Origin of the sequence: Pseudarthrobacter sp. NCCP-2145 (assembly GCF_023708005.1) — a bacterium.
Classification (GTDB): domain Bacteria; phylum Actinomycetota; class Actinomycetes; order Actinomycetales; family Micrococcaceae; genus Arthrobacter; species Arthrobacter oxydans.
The window spans coordinates 70,859-93,397 of sequence record NZ_BRCG01000006.1; the positions used below are offsets into that span (position 1 = coordinate 70,859).

The window sequence follows — 22,539 nt, forward strand, 5'->3', positions numbered from 1 at the left end:
CGCTGAGCGGAGGGGAAGCGGCGACGAACGACGGATCAGCTTGGGGTCGCAGCCGGACCAACGCAGCGAAGGCCCCCGTCCGAACACTTCGGGCGGAGGCCTCGGCTCGTGGGAAAAGCGTAAAGCTGCTCCTCAGGCGTGTGAGTAGGTGAGGCAGTCAGCGTTGTCCGCCCCGGGACCGACATGCACCTCTGCGGCCTTGCACATCAGGTGGTCGTTGTGGACACATTCAGAGCGCTGGCAGGCTCCGACGTCGGCAAGGACTTTGGGCAGTCCGCCGTGCATGCCCGTGTCGATAAAGGTGGCGCAGTGCGCGTGGTTTTCGGCGCCGCCGACCGTGATGGCGGCAGCATTGCAGTTGGTGTGATCGTTAAAGGAACAGTTCGTTACGCTGCAGTCGGCCACGTGGGTTGCCATGAGCTTCCTCCAAGTTCCACCGCCCGGCCGGGCGGCTCCTGAGCCCCACGCTAAACCTGTCCACTGCAATCAAAAAGACCCAATTGTGTTGCCTATTTCCCCTGCGCCTGCTGGATCATCCTCGCCTCGCACAGATCCAGCCAGCGGACCTCCGCCTCGGTCTGGAAAATCAGGGAGTCCAAGACCAGAAGCCACGCCGTATCAACGCTCCGCTGGCTCGAAGCCGTCTCCCGGCGGGCTTTGGTGTAGTCCTGCAGCGCCCGGACGGAGGCCATCCGCTGGCCCTGGATGATGGCCTGGATATCGACGCCGGGCACGGTGACAGCGAGGGCCAGCTTGATGGCCAGCTCATTGCGCGGCGGGTTGTTCCGCTCCACGGGGGCCGCGAACCACTCCCGGATCTCCGCCCTTCCGGCCGCCGTAATGCTGTACACCACGTGCCCGTTCCCGTCGTCGCCGTCCCTGGCCACCAAAGCGTCGCGTTCCAGGCGGTCCAGGGTGGTGTACACCTGTCCAATGTTCAACGGCCAGGTGTTGCCGGTGCGGTTCTCGAACTCGGCCCGCAGCTGGTAGCCGTAGCGCGGCTGGTCCTGCAGCAGGGCGAGGAGGCTATGGCGGATGGACATGCTGTTCCTTGTGCTCGGCGGGCAACGGTCTGCGGGGCGGAGCACTCACATGAGCAGCAGGATCTTTCCTACGTGGTCACCCGTGTCGAAGTACCGGTGGGCCGCACGAACCTGGTCGAGCGGAAAGGTCTTTGCCACCAGCGGCCGCACCCGACCGTCACTGACCAGCGGCCAGACGGCCTCGCGGACGGCGTTCATAATGGCACCCTTTTCCTCCACGGGCCGCGGGCGCAGGGCCGTAGCCACCACGGCGGCCCGCTTTTGCAGCAGCTGCCCCAGATCGAGCTCCCCCTTGGTGCCGCCCTGCAGTCCGATCACCACCAGGCGTCCATAGTCAGCGAGCGCGTCCACGTTCTGTTTGAGGTATTTGGCTCCGACGACGTCGAGGATGACGTCTGCGCCTTTGCCTCCGTTCTGGCGGCGGAGGCTCTCGGGAAAATCCTCTTCGGCGTAGTTGATGGCAATGTCCGCACCCAGGAAGGCCTTCGCCGTGCTCACTTTTTCATCAGAGCCCGCGGTAGTGGCAACCCTGGCGCCGAGCGCCTTGGCCAGCTGGATGGCCATGGTGCCGATCCCGCCGGTGGCTCCGTGGATCAGGACAGTTTCACCCTCCTGAAGCTGGGCGGTCATGACCAGGTTGGAGTAGACGGTGGCGGCAACTTCGGGAAGGGCTGCTGCGGTCACCAGGTCCACGCCGTCGGGCACCCGCAGGACCTGTTCGGCACGGACGGCCACCTGCTGGGCGTAGCCGCCCCCGGCCAGCAGCGCCACCACTTTGTCCCCGAGGGAAAACGCCTTCGTGACACCGGGACCGAACCCGGCGATCCGGCCGGATACCTCAAGGCCGGGGATGTCCGATGCGCCGGGCGGGGGCGGGTAGAAACCCCTGCGCTGCTGCACGTCCGCCCGGTTGAGGCCGGCCGCGACGACGTCGATCAGCACCTCTCCGTTACCGGGTACCGGGGCCTCGACCTCGCGGACCTCCAGCACTTCCGGGCCGCCCGGCTCCGAAATGTAGACGGCTTTCATGGAACACTCCCGTTTCTGACTGAATACTGCGTGCAACCAGTGTGCACCGGACACCTTCCGGACTCTGTTTTGTTGCAGGCAAGTGCCTATGAAACACTACTTGTTGAGGAAGGTTGTCCGAGCGGCCGAAGGAGCTAGTCTTGAAAACTAGTGTGCGGTAACCCCGTACCAAGAGTTCGAATCTCTTACCTTCCGCGAAAAGGACCCCTGTCCGCCAGCACGCCTGGCAGACAGGGGTCCTTCGTTTAACCTGCGGCGGGCACCGCCGGCCCTGACGTGGCCGCCATGACGGGAACCGGTGCCGCCACGTAAATCGTCCTGGCAAATTTCCGCCGTCCCCGTCCAGCAAAGCTACTGGCCGGTATCCTTTGTGATAGTCGGCACACTGGGGCAGATGCCGGCCACCACATACCGCCAACAGCATCACCGGAACCGGGGCTACTGGGGCTCCCGGCCGGAAGGTGGCCCGTTCCGCTGGGGAGCGTCCCGCCGAATGCACGCGCTATCAACCCTGCGTTCATTCAGCGCTGTTGTGATGTGCCGGATACCACTTGACCAGGAGCAGGATCCGGGCCCCTGTCCGTCGGTACAACCCGGACATCTTCCATTGGGTCCCCACCGGGACACCCCTATGAAAGTAAGAGCGGATGCATCACACACCTTGGAAACTAGCGCTGGGGACAGCGTTGTCGGCGGGGCTGCTGGCTCCCCTGGCAGCATTTCCCGCAGTTGCGGACACTACAGCCGCGGAGGTCTCACCCGCGGCAGGCACATCCCCCGTTGTCATCAACGAGGCCTACCTCAGCGGCGGCAGCACGGGCGCCGCCTACAAGAACCGGTTCCTGGAGCTTTACAACTCCTCGGACGCCCCGGTGCGGCTGGACGGCTGGTCAGTCCAGTACCGTTCCGCAACCGGGCTCGCAGCCCCCACCACCGTGGCACCCCTCACCGGCACCATCGCGGCAAAGGGTCATTACCTGATCCAGGGTGCCAGCAACGGAACCAACGGCGCCGCCCTCCCCACCCCGGACCTCGTGGCGGGCGGCCTGAACTTCAGCGGCCCATCCGGCACCATCGTGCTCGCCAAGCAGCCCACCGCCGTCGCGCTTTCCACAGGTTCCCAGGTGGAGCCCGCAGGCGTTGCGGACCTGCTGGGCTACGGCTCCTCCAACACCTTCGAGACCGCAGCAGCTGCAGGCCCTGCGGGTACGGGCGACGCCAGGAGCCTGAACCGCAGCGGAGGTGCGGACAGCAACAGCAACGCCGCCGACTTCAGCCTCAGCACCACAATCAGTCCAACCCCAAGCGGCTCCACTGCCCCCGGGCCCGATCCCAGTCCGGACCCCACCCCGGATCCGGCCCCCGTGCCGTCCAGCACGTCGATTGCCGAGATCCAGGGCACGGGTGCGCAAAGCCCCCTCACCGGCTCAACAGTGACCACCACCGGAAAGGTCACCGCAGTCTTCCCCACCGGCGGCCTTAACGGCTACTACCTGCAGACACCGGGAACCGGCGGCGACCTGACGGCAACCAACCATGCCGCGTCGGACGGAATCTTCGTCTACTCCCCCGCCACGGTGGCATCGGTCCAGGCCGGAGACCACGTGCAGGTGACAGGTGCCGTGGCGGAGTACTACGGGATGACCCAGCTGAACGTCACCGCGGCCGCCGGACTCACCAAGCTGGCCGAGGCCGCGCCGGAGGTCAAGGCCACGCCCTTCACCCTGCCCGCCGGCGAAGCCTTCCGCGAATCCCTGGAAGGCATGCTTTTGGCACCCCAGGGGCCGCTGACCGTCACGGACAACTACTCCCTGAACCAGTACGGCGAGATCGGCCTCGCCGGCGGAACAACGCCGCTGGTCCAGCCCACCGCCGTCGCTCCCTACGGCTCCGCCGGGTACACCGCGACGGTGGCGGACAACGCCGCCCGCGGAATCAAGCTCGACGACGGCTCCAGCACCAACTTCCTCAAGGACCCCACCACGAAGGCGCAGGTCCTTCCCTACCTGACCACGGCCGACCCGGTACGGGTAGGCTCCCCTGCCACCTTCACCACCAATGTGGTGCTGGGCTACGGCAACAATGCCTGGAAACTCCAGCCGCTGACCCACCTCACGGATACGAACAAGGCCTCTGTCCAGCCCGCAACCTTTGGGGCCACCAGGACGGAAGCTCCCGCAGCGGTGGGCGGCAACCTCAAGATCGCCTCCTTCAACGTGCTCAACTACTTCCCCACCACAGGGGACACCCTGACCGGCTGCACCTACTACGAGGACAGGGCCGGCAACCCGATCACGGTCCGCGGCGGGTGCGATGCCCGCGGGGCTGCCAACGCGGAGAACTTCAACCGGCAGCAGGACAAGATCGTTTCCGCCATCTCCAAGGCCGGCGCGGATGTTGTCACGCTGATGGAGATCGAAAACTCGGCACAGTTCGGCAAGAACCGGGACGACGCCCTGGCCAAGCTGGTGGACGCCCTGAACATCGAGACGCCGGGCATCTGGGACTACGTCCGCTCGCCTGCCAACGCACCGCCGCTGAGCGACGAGGACATGATCCGCACCGCGTTCATCTACAAAAAGGCCGTTGCGGAGCCCGTGGGTGAATCCATCATCCACAACGACACCGTGGCGTTCTCCAACGCCCGCAAGCCGCTGGCCCAGGTGTTCAAGCCGGTGGGTGGCGGTGCGGGGACAGAGTTCATCGCCATCGCAAACCACTTCAAGTCCAAAGGCTCCGCTGCCACGCCCGAGGACACGGACCAGGGGCAGGGCGCATCAAACCTGGCGCGCACAGCCCAGGCGAAGTCCCTGCTCGAGTTCACCAAGTCCCTGCAGCAGTCCAAGGGCACGGACAAGGTGTTCCTGATCGGCGACTTCAACGCTTATGCCAAGGAAGACCCCATCAATGTCTTCACGGCTGAGGGCTACGTCAACCAGGACGAGAAAGCCCGCAGCGCCGACGGCTCCGCCAAGCACTCCTACCTCTTCGGCGGCATGGTGGGCTCGCTGGACCACATCCTGGCCTCCCCCGCCGCCAATGCAGTGGTCACCGGGGCGGACATCTGGAACATCAACTCGGTTGAGTCCGTGGCCCTGGAATACAGCCGCTACAACAACAACGTCACCAACTACTACGCACCGGACCAGTTCCGCGCCAGCGACCACGATCCCGTGGTGGTGGGCCTGGACCTGCAGTCCGCTCCCGCCGCCGTTGACCTGAACTTCCTGGGCGTCAACGACTTCCACGGCAGGATCGACACCAACACGGTCCTGTTCGCCGGCACCATCGAGAAACTCCGCGCGGCGGCCGCCCCCGGCGCCACCGCCTTCCTCTCAGCCGGCGACAACATCGGCGCGTCGCTGTTTGCCTCCGCCGTAGCCAAGGACCAGCCCACCATCGACGTCATGAACGCCCTGGACCTGAGGGCCTCTGCCGTCGGCAACCACGAGTTCGACGGCGGTTGGGCCGACCTGCAGGACCGCGTCATCGCCGGCGGCACCAACGCCCGGTTCCCCTACCTGGGTGCGAACGTCTACAGGAAGGGCACCACCGAGCCGGCCCTGCCCGAGTTCACCGTCCTGGACATGAACGGCATCAAGGTTGCCGTCATCGGCACGGTCACCCAGGAAGTACCCGCCCTGGTGACCCCCGCCGGCATCGCCGACCTTGAGTTCGGCGATCCTGTGGACGCCATCAACCGTGCAGCTGCACGGATCACCGCGGAGAAGCTGGCCGACGTCATCATCGTGGAAAACCACGACGGCGCCGGTTCGGGAACGGTGGAAGGCTCCACCTTGGAAGAGGAGGTGGCTGCCGGCGGTCCGTTCGCGAAGCTGGTCACCGAAACCTCCGCGGATGTTGATGCCATCTTCACCGGCCACACGCACAAGGAGTACGCCTGGGACGCGCCCGTCCCGGGCGCCGAGGGCAAGACCCGCCCGATCGTCCAGACGGGCAATTACGGCGAGAACGTGGGGCAGATCCAGCTCACCGTGGACACCGCCACCCGGCAGGTGACCGCGTACAAGGCCGGAAACGTGAAGCGCACCACGGATCCTGCCGCGGATCTCATCGCAGCCTACCCGCGCGTGGCCGCCGTCGACGCGATCGTCAGGAAGGCACTCGCGGACGCCGCCGTCGTCGGCAACCAGCCCGTTGGTACCGTCACGGCGGACATCACCACGGCCTTCACCACGGATGCCGCCGGTGTGGCCAAACGCGATGACCGCGGCAGCGAGTCCACCCTGGGCAACCTGGTGGCAGATTCCCTGCTCAACTCGCTGCAGCCCGCCGAGCTGGGCGGCGCCGAGATCGGTGTGGTCAATGCCGGCGGTTTGCGGAACGAGCTCTACTACGCCCCGGACGGCACCATCACCTATGCCGAGGCCAACGCGGTACTTCCGTTCGTCAACAACCTGTGGACCACGTCCCTGACGGGTGCGCAGTTCAAGACGCTGCTGGAGCAGCAGTGGCAGACCAACCCGGACGGCACGGTTCCCAGCCGCGCCTACATCCAGCTGGGTCTGTCCAAGAACGTGAACTACACGTACGACGCCGCACGGCCGGCCGGTGACCGCATCACCTCGGTCCGGGTGAACGGGGCTGCGCTCGATCCGGCAAGGTCCTACCGGGTGGGTACGTTCAGCTTCCTGGCAACCGGGGGCGACAACTTCCGCGTCTTCACGGAAGGATCCAACACCAAGGACTCGGGGCTGGTGGACCGTGACGCCTGGATCGGCTACCTGCAGGACAGCAGCCCGGTTTCGCCCGATTTCGCGCGCCGCTCAGTGGCCGTTACCAACACCACCGCCACGGAGGTCAAGCCCGGCGAACAGGTCAGCCTCACGGTCTCCAAACTGGACGTGACCTCACTGGGCAGCCCGGTCAACAAGACCCTCACGGCAGTGTTTACGGACACCGCCGGGGTTGTGGCCGAGCTCGGGTCCGTGCCGGTCACGGCCGGTTCCGCAACGGTCAACCTGCCGGTCCCGTCCGGTGCCGCGGTCGGGCCGGGAACCCTGGTCCTCACCGCCGCGGAATCGGGCACGAGGGTCACGGTGGGGGTCAAGGTGGCGGCAGCCGATCCTGCCGGGCCGGTGTGCACGGCCCCGGTCAAGCCCGCACGGCCTGCGGACCTGGCGGGCCAGCTGAACTACGGCCAGGCCATGGCTGCCTACCGGGCCTGCCTGCGCGGCTGACGCCCCGTCTGGAAGCGTGAAAGGTCCGGAATACCGCTGACGCTCTCTCACTTAAGGCGCCATTTCCCCACATGCTCTCTCACTCGTGAGAGAGCATGTGGGTTTTAAGCGCATTAAGTGAGAGAGCGTCCCGGGGGTTTACAGCCCCAGGATGGCTCGCGCGATTTCGTCGGCGTCCCGGAGCGTCCGCTGGCCGCTCCGGTAGGCGGGCTGGCCGGGCTGCACGGCCTCCGCGGCGATGGCTGTCCCCCATTGCGAGGACGAAAGCTGCAGGCCCAGCACGTAGAGGTTCTCCGTCACGGACCCGTTCGCTGCCAGGGGCCGGTAGGGGTGGGGCACAACATCCAGGCCCGTGGACTGCACGGGGGCGCCCTCCGCCGTCATCATCAGCCTCGGCCTGACCAGCCCGTCCGCGAGCAGCTGCTCAAGCACCGGCGAATCGTTTGCGGACACCCTGTTGCCGGGGGCGAGCGCCTCCACCATGGTCCTTGCGGCCACGGGCGGTCCGTCCACCCAGGGGGACGAGGCGGTGAACACAGCGTTCCTGCGGTCCACGCCGAACTTCGGGTCGGGCCCGACGAAGCTGACAATCCCGGCCCGTGCCAGCGCAGCCAGCTGCTCCGAACGGAGCGCCGGCGGCCCGCTGGCCAGCCCTTCCACAAAGGACTCGAACCAGCCCCGCAGCCCGGCGACCCATGATTCGTCGGTGATGCCGCCGTCGGCCACTGCTGTTTTCAGGACCGCCCGGCCGCGGTGCAGGGCGCCGATGGCCATCTTCACCGGATCATCCTCGCCAAGGGCCGAGCGGCGGGCGTCGTCGAGCAGGTATTCGACGACGGCGGCGTCAAGCTGGGTGCGCGACGCGAAGGAACGCCCCGCCAGCGGCGCGGCCAGCCCGGGAAGGTCGAGCCGGTGCCGCGGGCCCACGTGCACGGCCAGGACGCTCTCGACACTGTCCTCCCACTTGGCAGCGCTGTGGGCATGCGGGTGCAGCGCCTCTTCAAGCGCGGTAAGGAAAGCGGCGGTATCGGGAACCGCGCCGGGCTGCGAGCGCACCAGGGTTGAGTAGTACGCCCAGAGCGTGTCGCGGTGCAGCAGCGGCCAAAGGTCGTGGTCGAAACCCGGCCGGATCCCGGCGGTGCGGAAGCGTTCCAGGGCGGCGTCAGTGAGGTACCGCAGGGTGACCGAAGCAGGGTAGTAGCCGGCGAGCGCCGCTTTGGCCCGGTATGGCGTCCCCCGGCGTGAGGCGGCGATGATCAGCGGCTCCTGGCCGGACGGTTCGTAGTCCAGCTTCCCGCCGTTGCTGACGAACTTCCCGCCGCGGCCCTCGGTGAGCTGGCCCATGGCGTCAAAGAAGTTCAGGCCCATGCCGCGGACCAGGACGGGCCGGCCGGCGGGAATGGCCGCCCAGTCGACGTCTGCAGGCACCGCGGGCGGCAGGTACCGCAGGCCCAGCTGCTCCGCCGCGCCCTGCAGTTCCCGTTGTTCCGGGTTCAGCCGGGAAGGGACGTGCCCCAGGGCCAGCACCACGGCGCCGGTGCGAAGCGTCGATCCCCCTGCCAGGCCGACGTCGAACGTTCCGTCCGCGGCCGGACGCACCGACTCAGCGGACGTTTCATGGAACTGGATGGTGACGCCGTCGGGAGCCTTTTCCGTCAGCTCGTCCAGTGTGCAGCGGAGGTACCGGCCGTACAGGGCCCGGCTGGGAAAGTCACTGGATCCAAGCACCGCCAGCTCCGCCAGCTCATCCGGGGTGAGGGACGGCGACGGGTGTGCCTGCTGCTCCGCCCGCCACTGGTCAAAGGTGGTCCCGGCGACGGGCGCTGCCAGGGCAGGGTCCTGCGGAACCAGCGTGGGATAGAAGGACTGCGTGTTCATCAGGTACAGCCGTGACTGCTGCGGCTGCCACACGTGCCCGGGCCCTGCCGGGTAGGGGTCGATGACGTCGATGTGGAGCTGCACGGCGCCGGTACCGTCCGTGGCAAGGGCAGCCGCGTGCGCGAGCAGGCGTTCCAGAACGCTGGTGCCCCGGGGACCTGCACCGATGATGGAGGTCCGGATGCTCTGCGTTTTTTCCACGGCATCCAGCGTACGGGCTGAACGCGTGACTTGCCCGCCGGCAGCTAAGTTGTTTGGATGGCCCAATGACCACCACTGCAGCTGACTCAGCGCCCGAGCCCGTCGACGAGAACGTCTGGCTGGAGGAGATCTACGGCGAAGAGCAGCTTGCCTGGGTCAAGGAACAGAACTCGCGCACCGAAGACCTCCTGGAGGACGCGGACTACGCCGGCCTGGAAGGAAGCATCCTGGAGGTGCTGGACTCCACGGACCGGATCGCCATGGTGGGCAAGCGCGGGGACTGGTACTACAACTTCTGGAAGGACCGCCACAACCCCAAGGGCCTGTGGCGGCGCACAACGTGGGAGAGCTACTGCACGGATTCCCCGGAATGGGACGTGCTGCTCGACGTCGATGAGCTGGCTGCGGCGGAGGGCCAGGAGTGGGTTTTCCACGGCGCTACATTCCTGCGCCCCGGTGCCGGGGAGCCCTACCGGCTGGCGCTGCTGGCGCTCTCACCGGATGGCGGCGACGCGAACAGGTACCGGGAGTTCGACGTGGAGAGCCGGTCCTTCGTGGATCCGGCCCGGGGCGGTTTTGACCTGCCGACGGCGAAGGGCAACGTTTCGTGGCTGGACGCGGACACACTGCTGGTCGCCTCCACCGCGGACGGGCTGCCGAAGACCGCTTCGTCCTACGCCCGCACGGCGGTCACCCTCAAGCGCGGCGCTGAGCTGGCCGGCGCGCCCCTGCTGTTCGAGGTCCCCGAGCACCACATGATGGCAGTGGTGGCGCACGACTCCACGCCCGGATTCGAGCGGACCTTCGCCGTTGACTACATCGATTTCTTCAACCGCAGGAACCTGGTGCTGCGGGACGGTGAATGGGTGCAGATCGACGTGCCCACCGACGTAAACGTCAGCGCGCACCGGGAATGGCTCCTGTTCCGGCCCCAGCAGGACTGGGCAATCGACGGAACCACCTACCCGGCCGGTTCACTGCTTGCCTGCGGGTTCGAGGACTACCTCGCCGGCGCACGGGAGCTGGCGGTGCTGTTCGCGCCCGACGCCCGCACGTCGCTGCAGTCCTGGAGCTGGACCCGGAACTTCCTGCTGCTCAACCTCCTCAAGGATGTTTCGTCCGAAATCCGGGTCCTTGATCCTTCCCGCCCGTCTGACGGTCCGGGTGGCGCCTGGGCCGCCACGCTCCTCGACGCCTGCCCGCCCCTGCACGATGTCAACGCCTACGCTGTCGACGATGAAGACGCGGAAGCGTCCGACGGCGGTGCGGGTGACGACTTCTGGCTCGTCGCCACCGGGTTCACCACTCCCACCACGCTGATGCGCGGCACCCTGGAGCGGACCTCAGACGGAACACCCGGCGTGGTCAGCCGGCACGCCGTGGTGAAGGCGTCGCCGTCGTTCTTTGCAGACGCCGACTACGAAGTGCAGCAGCATTTTGCCGTGTCCGAGGACGGCACCCGCGTTCCCTATTTCCAGGTGGCCCCGCGGAACCTGGCGCTGGACGGGCAGAATCCCACGCAGCTTTCCGGCTACGGCGGGTTTGAGGTGTCCCGCACGCCGGCTTACAGCGGCACGGTGGGCAGGGCGTGGCTGGAGCGCCGCACCTCGCTGTCTGCCGGTGCTGACGGGGATGCTCCCCACTCCCGCGGCGGCGTCTACGTGGTGGCGAACATCCGCGGCGGCGGCGAGTACGGGCCGGCGTGGCACCGCGCAGCCCTCCAGGAGAACCGGCACAAGGCCTACCAGGACTTCGCCGCCGTCGCCCGGGACCTCATCTCCCGCGGGGTCACCTCCCGCGAACGGCTGGGCTGCGTGGGCGGCTCCAACGGCGGGCTGCTGGTGGGCAACATGCTCACCCGTTACCCGGAACTGTTCGGCGCCGTGTCCTGCGGGGTGCCGCTGCTGGACATGCGCGGCTACACCAGGCTTTCCGCCGGCCACTCATGGATTGCCGAGTACGGCGACCCGGACGTCCCCGAACAGTGGGAATACATCAGGACTTTCTCCCCCTACCACCTGCTCAAGGACGGGGTGGAATACCCGGAAACGTTCATCTGGACCGCAACCTCCGATGACCGGGTTGGTCCGGTCCAGGCGCGCAAGATGGCCGCCCGGATGCTGGCCATGGGCATTCCGAACGTCTGGTTCCATGAGGCGCTGGAGGGCGGGCATGCCGGGGCATCCGACAACCGGCAGGCGGCGGCACTGCAGGCACGGAGCCAGCACTTCCTGTGGAAGGCCCTGGCAGGCGGACTGGCGTAGCGGTGGGCCTGGACCTGCGGCGGGCGGAGCCTGCCGACGTTGAACGGCTGGCGGCGGTCCACGTCCGCTGCTGGCAGGAGACCTACCGCGGGATGCTGTCCGACGGGTTTCTCGACTCCCGGGTCCCGGCCGACCGGCTGCCTCTCTGGCGGCACCTGCTGGAGTCAGCAGAACCGGGAGTCGTGTGGGTGGCGTCCGACGGCGGAACTTTGGTTGGGTTTGCGGGCGTCCACCACGTGCCTGCCGGGGATACGACGCATGCTGCCGCGCCGCCGTCGTCAGGGGACCTGGAACTTTGGGGACTGTACCTGTTGGCGTCCCACCAGGGGCTTGGCCTGGGACGCCGCCTCCTCGAGGCCGCCCTGGGCACCAGCGCGGCGAGCCTGTGGGTGGCCGCGGACAACGGGCGCGCCATCGGCTTCTACCGGCACTTCGGCTTCGAACCGGACGGGGCCGCGGACACGATTCCGGACTGGGAACACCTCCGCGAAATCAGGATGGTCCGGGCCGGGCAGCCCCGGCAGTGACGCGGGCCCCAGGCAACTGCGGGGTGCTTTGAGGAGTGCCGCGGGCGGGCAGGTGATCCGTTTTGCACTGCATGGCCCGTTCTGCGTATCCTTGGTGGGCTAGTAATAGCAATTGGAGACGTGCCAGAGCGGCCGAATGGGCTTCACTGCTAATGAAGTGTGGGGCACAACTCCACCGGGGGTTCAAATCCCCCCGTCTCCGCGTTTTGGCCCCGGTCCTGGACCGGGGCCTTTTTGCGTTTCCGGGCTCTTTGGGATCCGGGCCTTTGGGCACCCGGGCCTTTGGACCCGGGATTTAATGTCCGGTTCCTGCGTCCGGGGTGCGGACACCGGGGGCCCGGCACGTTCTGCCGGTGGCAGGATGAACGGATGGCAGCAAGCAACGCGGTGGATGGGACACCCGGGACCGCCCAGGCATGGAGTCCCCGCCTGGCCCTCCTGGTGGCCGCCACCTTCTTTATGGAATTCCTCGACGGCACCGTCCTCACAACGGCCATCCCCAATATCGCTGCCGACTTCCGGGTGCCGGCTCCGGACGTCAACATCACCATGACGGCGTACCTGCTGACCGTGGCCATGGGCATTCCGCTCAGCGGCTGGCTGGCGGAACGGTTCGGTGCCCGCCGGATCTTTTGCCTTGCCATTGCCATCTTCACCATCGCATCACTGGCGTGTTCGCTGAGCCAGGACCTCGCCGCCCTCACCCTCAGCAGGATCGCCCAAGGTTTCGGGGGCGCCATGATGGTTCCCGTCGGAACCCTCGTGGTCCTTCGCGGGACGCCCAAGGCCGAACTGCTGCGCGCCACCGCATTCCTGGTGTGGCCCGGACTGCTGGCGCCCGTCCTGGCTCCGCTGGTTGGCGGGGCGCTGACGACATACCTGTCCTGGCACTGGATTTTCCTGATCAACCTTCCCCTGGGTGCGGCCGCATTCCTGGCGGCTCTCCGGCTGGTGCCCGCAGGAGCGGGCGATGGCGGGCGGCGGCTGGACTGGCTGGGGCTGGCCCTCACCACGCTCGGCGTGGGGGCACTGGTAGTGGGCCTTGAACTGGCGAGCACGCATCCGGACGCTCCCTGGGCTGCCTTGAGTGCCGGATCAGGAGCGGCTGCCCTGGCGTGCGCCGTGCTCTGGATGCGCAGGGCCCGCAATCCGCTCTTTGACCTGGGGGTTTTCAGCACCCGAACATTCAGGGCGATGGCCACCGGTGGGTTCGCCTACCGGCTGACCATCAGTTCCGTTCCCTTCCTGCTGCCGCTGATGTTCCAGGCCGGGTTCGGCTGGTCCCCCCTGCACGCCGGTGCCATGGTGGCTGCGGTCTTTATCGGCAACATCGGCATCAAGCCGGCCACGACTCCCCTGATCCGGCGTTTTGGCTTCAAGGCCATGCTCGTGTTTGCCTCGTTGGCTTCTGCAGCGACCTTCGCCCTCTGCGCCCTGCTGACGGCGGACACCCCTGAGCCGTTGACCTTTGCGCTGCTGGTCTGCAGCGGGGCCTTCCGCTCCATCGGTTTCTCCGCCTACGCCTCGGTCCAGTACGCGGACATCGCCCCTGCGCAGCTCACCTCGGCGAACGTCGTCTCAGCAACACTGGTGCAGCTCGCCGCTGCCGCCGGCATCGCCGTTGGAGCCCTGCTCATCCGGCTGTTCGACGGACTCGGCACTTTCCCGTCCGACGCCGCCGGCCCCTTCCGCGGAGCATTCCTCGCGATGGCGGTGCTGATGCTGGCGAGCACCGCGGACAGCCTGTTCCTGCCGCGGCACGCCGGCGCAGAAGTCAGCCAGCGCAGAGCCCAACAGGTTTGAACCAGCCCTGCCTTGGCCGGTGTGCGTCACAGCGGCCCACGGGTGGTCCGGTCCGGCGTCAGCCCGCTGGACCAGGCATCCCCCGCGTCAGCCGGCCTGCGCCAGCACCAGCGGAAGGACAGCTCCCGCACCTGCCTCGCGAAGCGCCCGGCCGGCAACCGTGAGCGTCCACCGGCTGTCCACGATGTCGTCTATCAGCATCACGCTGCCGCCCTGCACGGAGCCCAGCGCCGCCTCAAGTTCGGGCCCCACCACCAGGCGGTCCCATACCCCTGCCAGGCGGTAGGCACTGTTGCCGCCGCGGCTCCCGGTGGGACCACCGTGGGCCAGCTGCAGCTCTCCCAGGTACGGGATGCGCCCGATCTCGGAAATGCCCCTGGCAAGGGAGCCCACCAGTTCCGGTTTTCCTCGCGAGGGGACGCTGACGATGGCTGCAGGCCGTCCCGCCCCGCTCCAGCCGGGATTGCGTGAGTCTCCGGCGCCCCACTCGCGCAGAACCTGGACGCAGGCTTGCAGCATGCCCTGATCGACCTGCCGGTCTGCGGCACCGGCCGCGAACAGCTCCCGCAGTGCACCGCCCCAGCCAAGATCGGTAAGCCTTGCCAGGACGCGCCCCTCGGCGAGCCCCTCACCGGGCTTGAGCTTTCCCTTCACCGGAACTCCGAGGCGGTCCATTCCGCTGGGCCACTGCAGCCGCGCCTCCAGCACGCCGCCCGCCCTGCTGAGGGTCTGGCTGGCCGCCGCCGTGGCCTGTTCAGCGATGTCTGCCCGGAACCACTGACCGGCGCAGTTGTCGCACCGGCCACAGGCGTGCGCGGTCTCGTCGTCCAGGACTGAGGTGATGTACTCCATCCGGCATCCGGCCGTGTCCTGGTAGATCACCATGGAGTCCTGCTCGTCCACGCGGGCTTCAGAAATGCGCTGGTACCGCTCGGCGTCGTATATCCAGGGCTGGCCGGTGGACCGCCACCCGCCGCCCACCCGTTCCACGGCCCCGTCTACTGACAGCACCTTGAGCAGCAGTTCCAGCGGAGTTCGGCGAAGGTCTACCCGTGCTTCCAGTGCAACTGTGGAAAGTGCGGTGCCCGCTTCTGCCAGGGCGGTAAGGACGGCCGCCGCCTTCTCTTCAGAGGGCATGGAGGCGGTGGCAAAGTACTGCCAAATGTCGCGGTCCTCCGCGCCCGGAAGCAACAGGACGTCGGCGTTCGCCGCTCCACGGCCGGCACGCCCCACCTGCTGGTAGTACGCAACGGGGGAAGAAGGCGCGCCGAGGTGGACCACGAAGCCCAGGTCTGGTTTGTCGAAGCCCATCCCCAGGGCTGAGGTGGCCACGAGGGCCTTGACCTGGTTGTCCTTGAGGAGCTGTTCCGCCCGCTCCCTGTCGGCGGGGTCGGTGCGGCCCGTATAGGCGAGCACTTCATGGCCGGCCTCGGCCAGCAGCCGGGCCGTGTCCTCCGCTGCGGACACCGTCAGGGTATAGATGATTCCGCTGCCCGGCAGGTCCGCCAGATGCGTCAGCAGCCAGCCAAGGCGCTGTTTGGCGTCGGGAAGGGACAGGACACCCAGCCGCAGGGAGTCCCGGCCAAGGGCGCCGCGGATAGTCAGGACGCCGGCCCCGAGCTGCTCTTCGATGTCATGCACCACCCGCGAGTTGGCCGTGGCGGTGGTAGCGAGCACCGGGACGGTGTCCGGCAACTGGGTGATCAGGTCCGCGATCCGGCGGTAGTCGGGGCGGAAATCGTGGCCCCAGTCGGAAATGCAGTGGGCCTCGTCAATCACCAGCAGGCCGGTCCGGCGGATCAGTTCCGGTAGCTGGTTTTCGCGGAAGGAGGGGTTGGTCAGCCTTTCCGGCGACACCAGCAGGACGTCCACCTGGTCAGCGGCGAGCTGTTCGCGGACGGTGTCCCATTCCAGCTGGTTGGCGGAGTTGATGGCCACAGCGCGCACCCCGGCGCGGGCCGCGGCAGCCACCTGGTCCCGCATCAAGGCCAGGAGGGGCGATACGATCAGGGTGGGCCCGGCGCCCCTGCGCCGCAACAGCAGGGAAGCCACGAAGTACACTGCCGATTTTCCCCAGCCGGTGCGCTGGACCACCAGGGCTCTCCGGCCGCCGTCGACCAACGCCTCGATTGCTTCGAACTGGCCCTCGTGGAAGCCTGCCGTCGGGTTGCCGACCAGCTCGCGGAGGACCTCGAGGGCCTGTGCGTGCGTAGCTGTCGAAGAAGGGACATCTGTGGTTGCAGGTCCAGAAAGCCCGGTCCCAGGAAATGCCGGTTCGGAATGTGCGGTTTCGCTAAGAGCTGGTTCAGGAAATCTGGCGTGCTGGTTATCGACCATTGATTCAGTATCCCAGCCACGTCCGACACCCAGGAGCACGGCCGCTGCTATGTGGATATGCGACGACAGGGGGCGGAAGGCCCATTACTCCAGATGTGTTTATCCACAAACATAGCCCTCCCTCAATTGCCGAGCACCGGCTGCACCGTAAGATAAAGCCCGTGACTAGCGAACAGACAACGGCTTTTGACCTTTCGGCATCCTTCAAGGCGTACGACGTCCGGGGCATCGTAGGCGAGTCCATCACCGCCGAAATCGTCGAAGCCGTGGGGGCCGCTTTCGTGGATGTCCTCAAGCTCGAAGGCCAGACCATCCTGGTGGGCGGCGACATGCGCCCGTCCTCCCCGGACTTCAGCAAGGCTTTCGCCAACGGCGCGGCCACCCGTGGCGCCAACGTTGAGCTGCTGGACCTGATCTCCACTGATGAGCTCTACTTTGCCTGCGGTTACCTGAACCGTGCCGGCGCCACCTTCACCGCCAGCCACAACCCCGCCGGCTACAACGGCATCAAGATGTCCAAGGCCGGCGCAGTGCCCATCTCCTCCGAGTCCGGGCTCAAGGACATCCAGGCGCTGGCCGAGCAGTACCTCAACGCAGGGTCCATGCCGGCTGCCGAAAAGCGCGGGCAGATCGGCGTCAGGGACGTGCTCAAGGACTACTCCGAGTACCTCCGCAAGCTGGTGGACCTTTCCGGTTCCCGGCCGCTGAAGGTGGTCGTGGACGCGGGCAACGGCATGGCCGGCCTCACCACCCCCGCCGTGCTGGGCGACACCCTGCTCCCCAAGCTTCCCCTTGACATCGTTCCCTTGTACTTCGAGCTGGACGGATCCTTCCCCAACCACCCCGCAAACCCGCTGGAGCCGGAAAACCTCCGCGACCTGCAGGCGGCAGTGGTTGAGCACGGCGCCGACATCGGACTCGCTTTCGACGGCGACGCCGACCGCTGCTTCGTGGTGGACGAAAAGGGCAACCCTGTGTCGCCGTCGGCCATCACCGGAATGGTGGCGCGCCGCGAAATCGCCCGTGCGAAGGCACAGGGTGAAGCGACACCCACGATCATCCACAACCTGCTCACCTCACGCGCCGTATCAGAGCTCGTAGAGCACGACGGCGGCCGAGCCGTCCGTACACGCGTGGGCCATTCCTTCATCAAGGCCGTCATGGCGGAGGAAGGGGCGGTCTTCGGCGGCGAACACTCGGCCCACTTCTACTTCCGCGACTTCTGGAACGCTGACACGGGCATGCTGGCCGCCATGCACGTCCTGGCAGCCCTGGGCGAACAGGACGGCCCCCTGTCCGAGCTGGGCCGGGAATACGAGCCCTACGTCAGCTCCGGTGAAATCAACTCCGAAGTGGATGACAAGCCTGCCGCCGTGGAGCGCGTCCGCGCGGATTTCGCCGGCGAGGACGTCACCATCGACACCCTGGACGGCAGCACGTTCACGGCCAACGACGGCAGCTACTGGTTCAACCTGCGGCCGTCCAACACCGAACCCTTCCTCCGGCTCAACGCGGAAGCCACGGACCAGGCCACCATGGAACGCATCCGGGACCGTGTCCTGGCGCTTGTCCGGGCATAGGGCAGCATGACGGAAAGCACGGGGCCCGCCACTGAAGAACAGGGTTCCGGCCACCGGGAATCCTGGCGGGACTCAGTACCCGAGGGCACGGCAACGGACCTGGAGAACCTTCTAGGGACGGGTGTCAGCGCTGCCCAGGAACAACTCCAGCGCAACGGCGGCTTCCTCCCCTTCGCGCTGACCGTACAGAACGACGGCGAGGTGCGGCTGGTGGCGGTCTCCCCGGCAGATGCCGGCGAAGGTTCGGACGGGGACTTCGACGCCGAGGCCATGATCAGCGACCTCACCGCCCTGCTGCAGCAGAACCGGGAGGACTTCCGGGCTGCCGCCATCGTGTGCGACATCCTGCTGGTTGAGGAGGACTCCGACGCCATCCACGTGGCAGCCGAGCACCGCGACGGATCTGTCTTCGCAGCCGTGCTGCCCTACGCGGCCAATGCCGGAACGCAGACGTGGGAATTCGGCGAACTGGCCGCCGATGCCAGCGAGCCCGCCATCTGGGTGGACTAGACCGGCCAGGCCACCATGAAGATCAATGCCTTCGCGGACGTGAGCCTCCGGGCTTTGATGGTGCTTGCGGCGGCTCCAGGCGGCGCGTTGCTGACAACACAGAACATTGCCGACTCGGTGGGGACCCCCTACAACCACGTCAGCAAAGCGATGACGAAGCTCCGCGGCCTGGGGCTGATTGAGGTGGTCCGCGGCCGGACAGGCGGCTCCCGGCTCAGCCATGCCGGCCGCACCGCCACTGTGGGGCAGGTCCTGCGCCAGCTCGACACCAGGACCGACGCAGCGGATTGCGTTGCCCCCGGAGGCAACTGCCCGCTGATCACTGAGTGCAGGCTCCGCGCCGCGCTGGCCCGGGCCCGCGAAGCCTTTTACCGGGAACTCGATTCCGTGGTGATTGCGGACCTCCCGGGTTCCCGCCAGATGGCTCCGGTCTTCGACATGATCGGACTGCGCCCGGGGCTCTGAACCCGCCCGCAGCTGCGCGGACTGCCCCTGCGGCGCCCCTTCAGAAGACTCTGTTACTACCCGATTTGCGTCAATTTTCTACAAGCTGTAGAACTTGGGTATGAAAACTTGCATTTTGAATGCGGGTATTCGCTAAGGCCGGACGAAGGCCCCGGTCACTACCCTCAGGAGTTCCCATGCTCTCGGAAAAATCCCGCCCCGTCATTGAAGCAACCCTGCCGCTTGTGGGTTCACGGATTGGTGCCATCACGCCCAAGTTCTACGCCCGACTCTTCGCTGCCCACCCCGAACTCCTGGACGGCCTCTTCAGCCGTTCCAACCAGCGCTCCGGCAACCAGCAGCAGGCGCTGGCGGGCAGCATTGCCGCCTTCGCCACCCACCTTGTGAACAACCCGGGCACCCTTCCCGAAACCGTCCTGTCCCGCATCGCCCACCGGCACGCGTCCCTGGGAATCACCGAGCCGCAGTATCAGGTGGTCTACGAGCACCTGTTCGCCGCCATAGCAGAGGACCTGGCCGAGGTCATCACGCCGGAGATCGCGGACGCCTGGACAGAGGTGTATTGGCTGATGGCCGACGCCCTGATCAAGCTCGAGAAGGGCCTCTACGCCGCGCAGGCCAATGACAGGATGTGGATGCCGTGGCGGGTGGCAGCCAAGACCCCCGCCGGTGCGGGCTCCATGACTTTCACCCTTGAGCCGGCGGACGACACCCCCGTCACCGACGCGCTGCCCGGCCAGTACATCAGCGTCAAGGTAACCCTGCCGGACGGCCTCCGCCAGGTCCGCCAGTACTCACTGTCCGGCGAGGCCGGCACCAGCCGCAGCTTCACCACCAAACTCGACGACGGCGGCGAGGTCTCCCCCGTGCTCCACAACAGCGTGCAGGTGGGCGACGTCCTGGAGATCTCCAACCCCTACGGTGAGATCACCCTCAAGGACGGCGACGGCCCGGTGGTCCTGGCGTCCGCAGGGATTGGCTGCACCCCCACCGCGTCCATCCTTCGTTCACTGGCAGAGGCCGGATCCGAGCGGCAGGTGCTGGTGCTCCACGCGGAAAGCACCCTGGACAGCTGGGCACTGCGCAGCCAGATGACGGACGACGTCGAACGGCTTGATGGTGCCGAGCTGCAGCTGTGGCTCGAGCAGCCGGTGGCCGGCGCAAAGGAAGGCTTCATGTCCCTGCGCGAGGTGGACCTTCCCGCCGACGCGTCGCTGTACCTGTGCGGACCGCTGCCGTTCATGAAGAACATCCGCAACGAGGCCATCAACGCGGGCATCCCGGCCACGCGGATCCACTATGAGGTCTTCGGCCCGGACATCTGGCTGGCCAGCTGATCCATTGCAGTCGATGGGGGAACGACGGCGGCGCCGCACCTTGTGGGAAAAGGTGCGGCGCCGCCGTCGTTATGTTTGTCCCCGGAGGGTCAGCTGTGGTCAGCCATCCGCTCCTTGAGGGCGTCAAGTTCGGAGCGCAGGGCCTCCGGGAGCGAGTCGCCGAACTTTGCGTACCATTCCTCGATGGAGGCCAGCTCGGCATCCCATTCCTCGCGGTCGACGCGAACGGCGTCTTCCACGTGGGCGTGGGTGAGGTCCAGGCCTGTGAGGTCCAGCGAGTGGCCCGCCGGTACGAAGCCGATGGGGGTCTCGATAGCGTCAGCCTTGCCCTCGATGCGCTCGATGGCCCACTTCAGGACGCGTGCGTTGTCGCCGAAGCCCGGCCAGGCGAACCCGCCGTCGGCAGTGCGGCGGAACCAGTTCACCAGGAAGATGTGCGGCAGCCGCTCCGGGTTGGCCTTGCCCGAGACGCTGATCCAGTGCTTGAGGTAGTCACCCGCGTCGTAGCCGATGAACGGCAGCATGGCCATGGGGTCGCGCCGGAGCACGCCAACCTGGCCTGCAGCGGCGGCCGTGGTTTCCGAGGAGAGCGTGGAACCCATGAAGATGCCGTTGGTCCAGCTGCGGGCCTGGGTGACCAGGGGAACCGTGGTCTTGCGGCGGCCGCCGAAGAGGATCGCGGAGAGCTCAACACCCTCTGGGCTGTAGTATTCCTCGGCCAGCATGTCGATCTGCGAGATCGGCGTGCAGAACCGGGAGTTCGGGTGGGCTGCCGGCTTGTCGGAGTCGGGCGTCCAGGAATTGCCCTGCCAGTCGGTCAGGTGCGCGGGCACCTCGTCCGTCATGCCCTCCCACCACACGCCGCCGTCGTCGGTCAGTGCCACGTTGGTGAAGATGCTGTGGCCCTTGGCGATGGCACGCATGGCGTTCGGGTTGGTGCCCCAGCCGGTGCCGGGGGCCACGCCGAACAGGCCGGCCTCCGGGTTGGTGGCACGCAGTTCGCCTTCCTTGCCGATCCGCATCCAGGTGATGTCGTCACCGAGGGTCTCGACCTCCCAGCCCTTAATGGTGGGATCCAGCAGGGCCAGGTTGGTCTTGCCGCAGGCTGACGGGAAGGCAGCGGAGATGTAGTACTTCTTCTTCTCCGGCGAGGTCAGCTTGAGGATGAGCATGTGCTCGGCCAGCCAGCCTTCGTCGCGGGCCATGACCGAGGCGATACGCAGGGCGTAGCACTTCTTGCCCAGCAGGGCGTTGCCGCCGTAACCGGAGCCGAAGGACCAGATGGAGCGCTCCTCGGGGAAATGGACAATCCACTTGTCCGGGTTGCACGGCCACGGAACATCCGTCTGGCCGGCTTCGAGCGGCGCACCCAGGGAGTGCAGCGCGGGGACGAAGAACGCGTTGGTCTCGGTCATCTTGTCCAGCACGGCGGTGCCGATGTTGGCCATGATCCGCATGGAGGCCACAACGTAGGCGCTGTCCGTGATCTCCACGCCGTACTTGGGATCCTCGGCGTCCAGGTGGCCCATGACGAACGGGATGACGTACATGGTGCGGCCGCGCATGGACCCGGAGAACAGGCCGCGCAGCTTTTCCTTCATTTCGGCGGGCGCCATCCAGTTGTTGGTGAACCCGGCGTCGCGCTTGTTCTCCGAGCAGATGAAGGTCTGCTCTTCAACGCGGGCCACATCGGCGGGATCGGAGAAGGCCGCAAAAGAGTTGGGGAACAGTTCGGGGTTCAGCCGGGTCAGTGTCCCTGCTGCCACGAGCTCGTCAGTCAGCCGGGTGTTTTCCTCTTCGGACCCGTCCACCCAGTAGATGCGGTCCGGCTGCGTTAGCTCTGCAACCTCTTCGACCCACGCCAGCAGGCCGGCATGTGTGGTGGGTGCTTTCTCAAGCAACGGCTTCTGCGCCAGATCGCCCATTTCGGTTCCCTTTCTTGGGGTACATCGGTGTGAGCTAAATGCTATGGTCCGGACCACTGCCGTTTTTGGGACGTAGGCTGATCTTTCGAGGCCACAAAAATGGAATTCCGCGGGAAATCAAGGAATTTCGATGTCAAAATTGGGATTTATGTGACGAAGGTCACCTATACCGGTCTAGTTGTGGAGATTACATGCCTCCCGATTTGTCATGGCAGCCACCCCTCGCGTAAAGTAATTCGAGGTTCAGGGAGAGCGGTTCTTCTCCAGGAACACGAGATGCGCCCATAGCTCAGCTGGATAGAGCGTCTGTCTACGGAACAGAAGGTCAGGGGTTCGAATCCCTTTGGGCGCACCAATTAGGTCCGCTCCGGTTCGCCGGGGCGGACCTTTTGCGTTAAGCAGCGCAACTTAGTTTGGGGAGCGCGGCTTTCGCTGGGCG

Annotated in this window: 14 protein-coding genes and 3 tRNA genes; 11 read left to right on the plus strand and 6 right to left on the minus strand. The window is 66.7% G+C overall.

Features of this window, described 5'->3' with window-relative positions:
- Positions 1-132: 132 nt before the first annotated feature.
- The 3 genes from NFU08_RS06925 to NFU08_RS06935 form a co-directional block, all read right to left on the minus strand.
- Entirely contained in the window at positions 133-417 is a 285-nt protein-coding gene (locus tag NFU08_RS06925; protein WP_104189059.1) for a DUF1540 domain-containing protein, read from the minus strand.
- 92 nt (positions 418-509) lie between these two features.
- Positions 510-1,043: a PadR family transcriptional regulator gene (locus tag NFU08_RS06930; protein ID WP_174181205.1), complete on the minus strand. Its 534-nt coding sequence runs from the start codon at positions 1,041-1,043 to the stop codon at positions 510-512.
- A 45-nt stretch (positions 1,044-1,088) separates the two neighbouring features.
- Positions 1,089-2,072, minus strand: a complete 984-nt coding sequence (locus NFU08_RS06935) for an NAD(P)H-quinone oxidoreductase (RefSeq protein ID WP_174181207.1) — start codon at positions 2,070-2,072, stop codon at positions 1,089-1,091.
- A gap of 107 nt (positions 2,073-2,179) precedes the next feature.
- On the opposite strand from NFU08_RS06935, the gene NFU08_RS06940 reads away from it, so the two are divergent.
- Positions 2,180-2,267 (plus strand) — tRNA-Ser (locus tag NFU08_RS06940).
- A gap of 452 nt (positions 2,268-2,719) precedes the next feature.
- Positions 2,720-7,273, plus strand: a complete 4,554-nt coding sequence (locus tag NFU08_RS06945) for an ExeM/NucH family extracellular endonuclease (RefSeq protein WP_251421731.1) — start codon at positions 2,720-2,722, stop codon at positions 7,271-7,273.
- 138 nt (positions 7,274-7,411) lie between these two features.
- Here NFU08_RS06945 and NFU08_RS06950 read toward each other — a convergent pair whose 3' ends face one another.
- A complete protein-coding gene (locus tag NFU08_RS06950) occupies positions 7,412-9,352 on the minus strand; it encodes an FAD/NAD(P)-binding protein (protein WP_251421734.1) in 1,941 nt (646 codons plus the stop codon).
- A gap of 65 nt (positions 9,353-9,417) precedes the next feature.
- Here NFU08_RS06950 and NFU08_RS06955 point away from each other — a divergent pair, with 65 nt between their 5' ends.
- From NFU08_RS06955 to NFU08_RS06970, 4 genes are all read left to right on the plus strand, one after another.
- On the plus strand, positions 9,418-11,616 hold the full coding sequence (locus NFU08_RS06955; protein WP_251421738.1) for a prolyl oligopeptidase family protein: 2,199 nt from the start codon (positions 9,418-9,420) through the stop codon (positions 11,614-11,616).
- A 2-nt stretch (positions 11,617-11,618) separates the two neighbouring features.
- The gene (locus NFU08_RS06960) at positions 11,619-12,143 is read left to right on the plus strand and encodes a GNAT family N-acetyltransferase (protein ID WP_251421740.1); all 525 of its coding nucleotides are present in this window, start codon (positions 11,619-11,621) and stop codon (positions 12,141-12,143) included.
- Positions 12,144-12,257: 114 nt separating this feature from the next.
- Positions 12,258-12,345 (plus strand) — tRNA-Ser (locus tag NFU08_RS06965).
- A 167-nt stretch (positions 12,346-12,512) separates the two neighbouring features.
- Complete coding sequence (locus tag NFU08_RS06970) at positions 12,513-13,946, plus strand: MFS transporter (protein WP_251421742.1); 1,434 nt, start codon at positions 12,513-12,515, stop codon at positions 13,944-13,946.
- 87 nt (positions 13,947-14,033) lie between these two features.
- Here NFU08_RS06970 and NFU08_RS06975 read toward each other — a convergent pair whose 3' ends face one another.
- Positions 14,034-16,283, minus strand: coding sequence for a RecQ family ATP-dependent DNA helicase (locus NFU08_RS06975; RefSeq protein ID WP_251421746.1), 2,250 nt, complete (start codon positions 16,281-16,283; stop codon positions 14,034-14,036).
- A 161-nt stretch (positions 16,284-16,444) separates the two neighbouring features.
- Between NFU08_RS06975 and NFU08_RS06980 the strand changes: the two genes are divergently transcribed.
- The 4 genes from NFU08_RS06980 to NFU08_RS06995 all read left to right on the plus strand — a co-directional run bounded on the left by NFU08_RS06980 (position 16,445) and on the right by NFU08_RS06995 (position 20,175).
- On the plus strand, positions 16,445-17,863 hold the full coding sequence (locus tag NFU08_RS06980; RefSeq protein ID WP_174181228.1) for a phosphomannomutase/phosphoglucomutase: 1,419 nt from the start codon (positions 16,445-16,447) through the stop codon (positions 17,861-17,863).
- 6 nt (positions 17,864-17,869) lie between these two features.
- A complete protein-coding gene (locus tag NFU08_RS06985) occupies positions 17,870-18,373 on the plus strand; it encodes a hypothetical protein (RefSeq protein WP_174181231.1) in 504 nt (167 codons plus the stop codon).
- A 15-nt stretch (positions 18,374-18,388) separates the two neighbouring features.
- Complete coding sequence (locus tag NFU08_RS06990) at positions 18,389-18,838, plus strand: Rrf2 family transcriptional regulator (protein WP_251421750.1); 450 nt, start codon at positions 18,389-18,391, stop codon at positions 18,836-18,838.
- A 176-nt stretch (positions 18,839-19,014) separates the two neighbouring features.
- Positions 19,015-20,175 (plus strand): globin domain-containing protein, encoded by a 1,161-nt coding sequence (locus NFU08_RS06995; RefSeq protein WP_251421753.1) that lies wholly within the window; start codon positions 19,015-19,017, stop codon positions 20,173-20,175.
- A gap of 89 nt (positions 20,176-20,264) precedes the next feature.
- On the opposite strand, the gene NFU08_RS07000 is transcribed toward NFU08_RS06995, so the two are convergent.
- Positions 20,265-22,100 carry a phosphoenolpyruvate carboxykinase (GTP) gene (locus tag NFU08_RS07000; RefSeq protein ID WP_251421755.1) on the minus strand — a complete coding sequence of 612 codons (1,836 nt, stop codon included), beginning with the start codon at positions 22,098-22,100 and terminating at the stop codon, positions 20,265-20,267.
- A 278-nt stretch (positions 22,101-22,378) separates the two neighbouring features.
- Here NFU08_RS07000 and NFU08_RS07005 point away from each other — a divergent pair.
- Positions 22,379-22,455 (plus strand) — tRNA-Arg (locus NFU08_RS07005).
- Positions 22,456-22,539 lie beyond the last annotated feature (84 nt).